This window comes from Streptomyces gobitricini (assembly GCF_039532985.1).
GTDB lineage: Bacteria > Actinomycetota > Actinomycetes > Streptomycetales > Streptomycetaceae > Streptomyces > Streptomyces gobitricini.
The window spans coordinates 159,227-167,571 of record NZ_BAAASR010000024.1 but is presented as its reverse complement, the minus strand read 5'-3'; the positions used below and the strand labels follow the sequence as shown (position 1 = coordinate 167,571).

Annotated in this window: 5 protein-coding genes; all 5 read right to left on the bottom strand. The window is 73.4% G+C overall.

Annotation, left to right across the window (positions count from 1 at the left end; all coding sequences use genetic code 11):
- A partial coding sequence (locus ABD347_RS22185) for an ABC transporter ATP-binding protein (protein ID WP_344364054.1) occupies positions 1 to 1,148 on the bottom strand: 1,148 nt, incomplete at its 3' end.
- 149 nt (positions 1,149 to 1,297) lie between these two features.
- A complete protein-coding gene (locus ABD347_RS22180; RefSeq protein WP_344364052.1) occupies positions 1,298 to 2,077 on the bottom strand; it encodes an ABC transporter permease in 780 nt (259 codons plus the stop codon).
- Positions 2,078 to 2,079: 2 nt separating this feature from the next.
- A complete protein-coding gene (locus ABD347_RS22175; protein ID WP_344364049.1) occupies positions 2,080 to 3,015 on the bottom strand; it encodes an ABC transporter ATP-binding protein in 936 nt (311 codons plus the stop codon).
- Between the two features lie 189 nt (positions 3,016 to 3,204).
- Positions 3,205 to 4,143, bottom strand: coding sequence for a coiled-coil domain-containing protein (locus tag ABD347_RS22170; RefSeq protein ID WP_344364047.1), 939 nt, complete (start codon positions 4,141 to 4,143; stop codon positions 3,205 to 3,207).
- A gap of 115 nt (positions 4,144 to 4,258) precedes the next feature.
- Positions 4,259 to 8,344, bottom strand: coding sequence for a polarized growth protein Scy (gene scy, locus ABD347_RS22165; RefSeq protein ID WP_344364046.1), 4,086 nt, complete (start codon positions 8,342 to 8,344; stop codon positions 4,259 to 4,261).
- Position 8,345: the final 1 nt, after the last annotated feature.

Here is an 8,345-nt window from a genome sequence, read left to right as displayed (position 1 = left end):
GGCGGCGCGGCGGGCGGCGCGGGTGCGGCGGGAGCGGGCGGCGCGGCCTGGGGTGTCTGCGGCGGCTGCGCCCCGGGGTGGTGCCCGCCGGGCTGCTGACCGCCGGCGTACGGGTTCTGCCCGGGCGGCGGCGGGGCGTACCAGCCCTGCTGCGGCACCTCGGGGACGACCGGCTGCGGCGGCGCGTACCCCATCGGGTCCGGCTGCTGCATCAGCCCCGCGCGCTGGTCGGCCGTGGAGCGGTAGTCCACGGCGCCCTGGGTGAGACGCATGTACGCCTCCTCCAGCGACGCCTGGTGCGGCGACAGCTCCCACAGACGTACGTCGGCGCCGTGCGCCAGGTCGCTGATGCGCGGCAGCGGCAGCCCGGTCACGCGCAGGGCGCCGTCCGGCTCGGACATGACCTGACCGCCCGCCTCAGCGAGTACGCCCAGCAGCTTCTCCCGCTGGGCGGGCTCGGTCTGCGGGGTGCGCACCCGGGCGAAGTCCGCGGAGTTGGCCGAGATGAAATCCTTGACGCTCATGTCGGCCAGCAGCTGGCCGCGGCCGATGACGATCAGGTGGTCGGCGGTGACGGCCATCTCGCTCATCAGGTGCGAGGAGACGAAGACCGTCCGTCCCTCGGCGGCCAGCGCCTTCATCAGGTTGCGCACCCAGAGGATGCCCTCGGGATCCAGGCCGTTGACCGGCTCGTCGAACAGCAGCACCTGCGGGTCGCCGAGCAGCGCGGCCGCGATGCCGAGCCGCTGCCCCATACCGAGCGAGAACCCGCTGGACCGCTTGCGGGCCACCTCCTGCAGGCCCACTACTCCGAGCACCTCGTCCACCCGGCGCGCCGGGATGCCCGCGAGCTGGGCCAGCGACAGCAGGTGGTTGCGCGCGCTGCGCCCGCCGTGCACGGCCTTGGCGTCGAGCAGGGCCCCCACCTGGCGTGGTGCGTTCGGCAGCTGCCGGAAGGGGTGGCCGCCGATCGTCACATGGCCCGACGTGGGCCGGTCCAGCCCGAGGATCATGCGCATCGTCGTCGACTTGCCGGAGCCGTTCGGTCCCAGGAAGCCGGTCACGGTCCCCGGCCTGACCTGGAAGGAAAGGTTGTACACGGCCGTCTTGGCGCCGTAGCGCTTCGTCAGGCCGACTGCCTCGATCATTCTCCAGCCCCATCGACAGGTGGTCACGTCGTCGGGCCTGCGGCATGCTCACACAGGTCCCCCGTAAGAGGTAAGAGGGTATCTGCCTCTTGACGGTTCCAGCTACGCCGTCAAAGACGCTCCGCGCTGCCCCACCGCCGGGTGGCGTGCTAGGCGTCCCGTCGTTTCAGGACCAGGTACCCGCCGACCAGGGCCGCCGCCACCCACAGCACCATGATGCCCATGCCGCCCCAGGGGCCGTAGGGCGCCGGGTCGCTGCCCAGGGCGCCCGGGACCACCTGCATGATCGTGGAGCCCGCCTGGTCCGGGAAGTACTCGGCGACCTCCTTCGCCTTCGGCACGGCCGAGAGGATCTGGGAGATGAGGAAGAAGAACGGCACCAGGATGCCCAGCGACAGCACCGTCGAGCGGAGCATCGCCGCCACCCCCATCGAGAAGACCGCCATGAGGCCCATGTAGAGGCCGCCGCCGATCACCGCGCGCAGGACGTTCTCCTCGCCGATGGTCGTGCGGTGCTCACCGAGCAGGGCCTGGCCGAGGAAGAAGGCGAGGAAGCTGGTCGCCAGGCCGACGAGCAGGGCCAGCGCCCCGGCCACCGCGATCTTGCTGAAGAGGAAGGTGGCCCGGCGCGGGACGGCGGCCAGCGACGTACGGATCATGCCGGTGCTGTACTCCGTACCGACCACCAGGACGCCGAACACCACCATCGCCAGCTGGCCCAGCAGCATGCCGGAGAAGCTGATCACCGTCGCGTCGAAGGTGGCCTGCTCGACGGCGGGCATCTCGTCGAACGTCTCGCGCACGAGGGCGGACAGCGCCGCGCCCATCGCGACGGTGACGACCAGCGCGGCGGCCAGCGTCCAGACCGTGGAGGAGACCGTGCGGATCTTGGTCCACTCCGACCTGAGGACCGCGGGTGCCGACGCCATCGTCAGACCTCCTTCGACCACTGGGGCCCGGTGCCCGAGTGCGCGTGGTACTCGACCGTCGCCGCCGTCATCCGCATGAACGCCTCCTCCAGCGAGGCCCGCTGGGCGCTCAGCTCGTGCAGGGTGATGCCGTGACGGGCCGCCAGATCACCCACCTGTTCGGTCGTCGCGCCGTCGACCTCCAGCGCGCCGTTCCCGGCTTCGACCGCCGTCAGGCCGGCGCCGTGGAGCGCGTCGCGCAGCTGCTCGAGCCGGGGTGAGCGCAGCCGTACATAACTGCGCGAGTTCTGCTGGATGAAATCCGCCATCGACGTGTCGGCCAGGAGCCTCCCCTGCCCGATGACGATCAAGTGATCGGCCGTCAGGGCCATTTCGCTCATCAGATGGCTGGAAACGAAGATCGTCCGCCCTTCGGCGGCCAGCGCCTGCATCAGATTGCGGATCCAGTGAATTCCCTCGGGGTCCAGACCATTGACGGGCTCGTCGAACATCAAGATCTGCGGATTACCCAGGAGAGCGGCGGCGATTCCCAATCGCTGACCCATGCCCATCGAAAAACTTTTCGGTTTCTTCCTGGCCACGGCCGAGAGCCCCACCAGCTCCAGCACCTCGGAGACCCGGCTCTCCGGAATGCGGTTGGACTGCGCCAGGCACAGCAGGTTGTTGTACGCGGTGCGCCCGCCGTGCAGCCCCCGCGCCTCCAGCAGCGCCCCGACGTGCTTCAGCGGCTCGTCCAGCTCCCGGTAACGCCTGCCGTCGATCCGGACCGAACCGCTGGTCGGGTGGTCCAGGCCCAGCACCATCCGCATCGTCGTCGACTTGCCCGCGCCGTTGGGACCGAGAAAGCCCGTCACCACACCGGGGCGGACCTGGAAGGAGAGATGGTCGACCGCAGTCTTCGCACCGAAACGCTTCGTTAGACCCTCGAGCTCGATCACCCGTCCACGCTACGGGCCCCCCGAGCGGCCCGCCACCGGAATGGCGCGCCCCTCTTGCGCGCGGCGCCGCCCGCCGCCGGCGCACGCGAAGGGCCCCGCGAGGCCCACGCGCGCACCGCCGCCGGGCGGACGCGTCATGGGACCCACAGGGCCCTCGGGCGGGACCGGCGGGGGCCGGCCGAGCTCCGGCTAGCGGGTCTGCTGCGCCGGGACGCCGCGCGAGACCGGCTCGTCGTCCGCCGGCGAACCGGCCGCGGCCACAGCCGCACCGGTCAGCGTCGCCAGCATCTCGCGGACGTTGGTCAGCTGGGCGTTGATCGAGTCCCGACGGTTCGTCAGCGCCGCCAGCTCCCGCTCCGATTCGCTGCGGATACGATCCGCCTTGGCGTTCGCGTCCGCCACGATGTCCTCGGCCTGGCGCTGCGCCGTCTCCACCGTCTGACGGGCCCGGCGCTCCGCGTCCGTACGCAGCTTCTCGGCCTCCAGGCGCAGCTGCTCCGCCCGGTGCTCGATCTCGGCGAGACGCTTCTCCGCCTTCGCCTGGCGCGACGCCAGGTCCCGCTCCGACTGCTCCCGCCGCTTGGCGAGGTTCGTCTCGAAGTCGGCGGCGGCCTGCGCGGCCTTCGCGCGCGTCTCCTCGAAGAGCGCGTCCGCCTCCTCACGCTTGGACTGCGCGTCCTTCTGCGCCTCGGCGCGCATCGAGTTCGCCTCGCCCTGGGCCTTCTCGACGATGCGGACACCCTCGTCCTCGGCCTTCGCCTTGCGCTCCGCCGCGAACGACTCGGCGTCGTTGCGCACCTGCTGCGCGGCCGACTCGGCGAGCTCACGGTGCTGTTCGGCGGCGCGACGGGCCTCCTCGCGCAGGTCCTTCGCCTCCTCCTCGGCGAGGCGGAGGATCTTCTCGACGCGGGCACCGAGACCGGCGTACGACGGCTCGGCGTCGCTGACCTGGGCCTGGGCGTTCTGCGTCTCGAGGTGGAGCTCCTCGATGCGCTTTTCCAGAGAGGTGATTCGGGCCAGAGCACTGTCTCGGTCGGCGACGAGCTTGGTAATGCGGTCATCCACCTGACCGCGGTCGTAACCACGCCGCACGAGCTCGAAGCCGAAGGGGGAGGAAGTGTCGCTCATGGGGTTCCTGTCGAATGAGACCGGTGAGGTGTTAGGGGGAATCCTAGGGGTCCACACGGCGTGTCTTCGAGCGGATGCCCGTTCAAACTGGAGAATGTCCAGCCTTTTGAGTGGCTTACTCGTCGGTTGACTTGCCACTCGAACGGGTAACCCCTGCCGCCGCGGTGGCCTTGATCCCGCCCTCCTTGGTACCCCCCGAAGGCGCCTCGAAAGATTCCAACGCCTCCAGCACGTCCTGGACTCGGGAGATTTCGGCCTGAATGTCCTCCCGACGGCGCACCAGCACCTCCAGCTCCCGCTTGCCCTCGGAGATCATCTTCTCGGCGTCCCGCTCCGCTTCCGCCTTGATCTTCTCCGCCTCGCGCGTGAGCGTGGCCTTCTTCTGCTCGGCCTCCTTGAGGAGCCCCTCCGCCTTCTTCACCGCCGAGATCCGGACCTTGCTCGCCTCCGAGTTCGCCTCGGCCAACAGCTCCTTCGCCTTCGCCTCCGCCTCGGCCCGCTGCTCGGTGGCCGCCTTCACCAGCTTGTCCACCCGCTCGCCCGCCGACTTCATCTGCTCGGCGCTCTCCCGGCGGGCCCGCTCGTGCAGCTCCTCGACCTCCGCCTCGGTACGCCGGCGGAGCTCCTCCGTCCGCTCCCTTATGGCCGTCGCGTCACCACGCGCCCCGACCAGCAGCTCGTCGGCGTCCGTACGGGCCTTCTCCACCAGCGCGTTGCCCTCGACCGTCGCCTCCGAGACGATCCGCTCGGCCTCCTTGCGCGCCACGCCCACCATCGTGTCCGCCTGGGACTCCGCCTCCGCGGTGGTCCGCAGCGCCTCCTCCCGGGCCTTCGCGATGAGCTGATCGGCCTGCTCGGCCGCGTCCGCCCGCCGCTTGGCCGCCGCCTCCCGCGCCTCGTCGACCACCCGGTCCGCCTCGGCCCGCGCCTCCGCGCGCAGCTCCTCGGCCGCCGCCTCCGCCTCCGCGCGCAGCCGCTCGGCCTCCGCGCGGACGCGCTCCGCGGCCCGCTGTGCGGAACCGACCGTCTCGGCCGCCTCGGCCCGCAGCCGCTCCGCCTCGCCGGTCGCCTCGCCGACCAGCCGCTCGGCCTCCGCCGAGGCCTCCGTACGCAGCCGCTCGGCCTCCGCGGTCGCCTCCGCGACCAGGCGCTCCACCCGCTCCGCGGTCTCCGCGCCGATCCGCTCGGCCTCGCCGGTGGCCTCGCCGACCAGCTGGTCCGCCTGCGCCGCCGCGTCCGCCCGCCGCTTGGCCGCCGCCTCCCGCGCCTCGTCGACCACCCGCTCGCCGTCCGCCCGGGCGGCCGCCCGCAGCTCCTCGGCCCGCGCCTCGCCGTCCGCCTTGACCTGCTCGGCCTCGCCGCGCAGCCGCGCCGCGTCCTGCTCGGCCGTGGCCAGCAGCTCGGCCGCCTCGGCCGTCATCCGCTCGGTCTCGGCCGTCGCCTCGCCGACCAGCCGGTCCGCCTGCGCCGCCGCCTCCGACCGGATGCGGTTGGCGTCCTCGCGCGCGTCCGCACGGGTGCGTGCCGCGTCCTGCTCGGCGGCGGCGAGCGAGTCCGACGCCTCCGTCCGCATTCGCTGCGCGTATTCGGCCGTGTCGCTCTTGAGCCGCTCCGACTCGGAGATCGCGTCCGCCACGGTGCGCTCCGCGAGCGCCCTGGCGGCCTCCGTCTCCTCCTGGGCCCGCTCCCGGACCCGGCTCGCGTCCTCGGCGGCCCGCTCCCGCTCCGCGTACGCGTCGGAACGGACCCGGTCGGCCTCCTCCTGCGCCTCGCTCCGCGTCCGCTCGGCCGCGTGCTCGGCCGCCGACCGCAGCCCGGCGATCTCCTCCTCGGCCTGCTCGTGCAGCCCCGCGACCGCGTCCCGCACCTGCTGCGCGGTCTGCTCGGCGGCCGACACCATCTCGGTCGCCCGCCGGTCCGCCTCCTCGACCAGCCGCTGCGCCTCGGTCTGCGCCTCCTCGACGCGCTTGCGCGCCGACGCCAGCAGCTCCTCGCTCTGCTCCCGTGCCCGCTCCCGCTCCTGGTCGGCCTCGCCGCGGGCGGCGCCCAGCGTCTCCTCCGCCTCGCGGCGGCGCCGGTTGGCCTCCTCGCGGGCGGCCGCCAGCTCCTCGGCGGCCTCCGCGGTCACGCGCTCGGCGGCGGCCTGGGCCTCCGCGCGCATCCGGTCGGCCGACTCCTGGGCCTCGGACTTGAGGCGCTCCGCCTCGGCGGCCGCCTCCGTCCGCAGCCGTACCGCGGCGCTCTCCGCCTCCGCACGGGCCGTGGACGCGTCCGCCGCCGCCTCGGTGCGCAGCCGCTCGGCCTCCTGCTCGGCCTGTGCCTGGAGCGTACGGATGCGCTCGGCGGCTTCGCCGCGCTGCCGCTCGGTCTCCTCGGCGGCTTCGCGGCGGATCCGCTGGCTCTCCGCGCGGGCGTCGGCGAGCGCCTGCTCGGCGGTCGTGAGGCGTGCCTCCGCCTCGGTGTGCAGCCGGGCCAGTTCCTCGGTGGCCTCCGCCTGCCGGGCGGCGATGCCCCGCTCGGTGTCCTCGCGCAGCGCGGCGGCGGCCTGCTCGGCCGCGGCCCTCACCGACTCGGCCTGCTCCTCGGCCTCGGTGCGGAGCTGCTCGGCTTCGGCGCGGGTGCGCTCCAGCGTCTCCTCGGCCTGCCTGCGCAGGGCCGTCGCCCGCTCGGCCGCCTCGGCGCGGGCGCGCTCGCTCTCGGCCGTCGCGGCCGTCCGCAGCTCGTCGGCGTCCGCCTTCGCCTTGGTCAGCAGCTCCTCGGCGGTCTTCGCCGCCTCCTCGATCTGCTGGACCGCCTCGCGCCGCGCCTCCCCCCGGATCCGCTCGCCCTCGGAGATGGCCTCCGCCCGCAGCTGTTCGGCCTCGCCGCGCAGCCGGCGCGCCTCCTCCTGGAGCTCGACCGTCTTGGCGCGGTACTCCTTGGTGTCGTCCTTCGCGGCGCCCTTGAGCTGCTCGGCCGTGTCGTGCGCCTCGGCCCGCAGCCGGTCCGCCTCGGCCTCCGCCTCGCGGCGGATGCGCTCTGCTTCCTCGGATGCCTTGCGGGTGGTCTCCTGCGCGTCGTCCGACGCCTTGGACAGGACCTCCTCGGCGGTACGGGCCGCCTTGGCGAGCTGGGCGGCGCTGTCCTCGGCCGCCGCCGTGCGGGCCTTCTCGGAGGCCTCGGCGACCAGCTTCTCCGCCGCCGCGCGGGCGTCGGCCAGCGCCTGTTCGGCCTCCGCCTTGAGCGCTTCGGACTCCTTCGTCGCCTCCGCGACCAGACGGGCGATCTCCGCCTTGGCCGTACGGGTGCGCTGCTCGGTCTCCGACTCGGCGGTGGACAGCCGCTTGGCGGCCGATTCGCGTGCTTCCGCGACGACCTTGTCGGCCTCGGCGCGCGCCTCGCGCAGCCGCTCCTCCGCCTCGGCCATCCGCTGCTCGGCCGCGCGGCCGAGCTCGGCCGCCTGCTGGCGCGCCTGGTCCGACTCGGCGGTCGTCGCGCTGCGCAGCCGCTCGGCGTGGCTGGTGGCCTCCTGGGCCTGGGTGGACGCGGCGTTCAGCAGCCGCTCGGCGTCCTTGCGGGCGCGCAGCAGGATCGCCTCGGCCTCCGCGCGGGCCGTCTCGGTCTCGGTGCTCAGCCGCCGGCGGGCCTCCTCGGCGAGCCGGGTGGCTTCCGCGCGGGCCGTGGCGAGCGCCTGCTCGGCCTCCGCGCGGGACTCCTCCATCAGGCGGCGGGCCTGCGCCTCGGTGCGGGCGCGCAGCTGTTCCGCCCATGCCACGTTCTCGTTGACGTGGGCCTCGACGGTTTGGCGGCGCTCGGAGAGTTCCTGGTCCAGCCGCTGGCGGCGCTGGACGGCCTCGGCGTGCAACTCCGCCTGGAGGCGGGCCTGGTGTTCGGCGTGCTCCTGCAGTATCCGCTGCGTCTGGGCCCGGGCCTCGCGCAGTTCGCGCTCGGCGTCCGAGCGCAACTGTTCGGCCTGTACCTGGGCGTTCCGCAGCAACTGCTCGGCCTGGTAACCGATGTCGGCGTTGTCGTACGCCGGACGGGAGGCGATGGTGCGGCGCGCCTCGTGGAGCTTGGCGCGCAGCACCTCGACCTGGTAACCGAGGTCCTCGGCGTGCTGGACGGCCTTCTCCCGCTCGGTCTTCAGCCGGTCCATCTCGGCCTCGAACCGCGAAAGGTGGTCGTCAGCCCGGTGGCTCTCCTGGCGTTCGTAGCCCCGCACT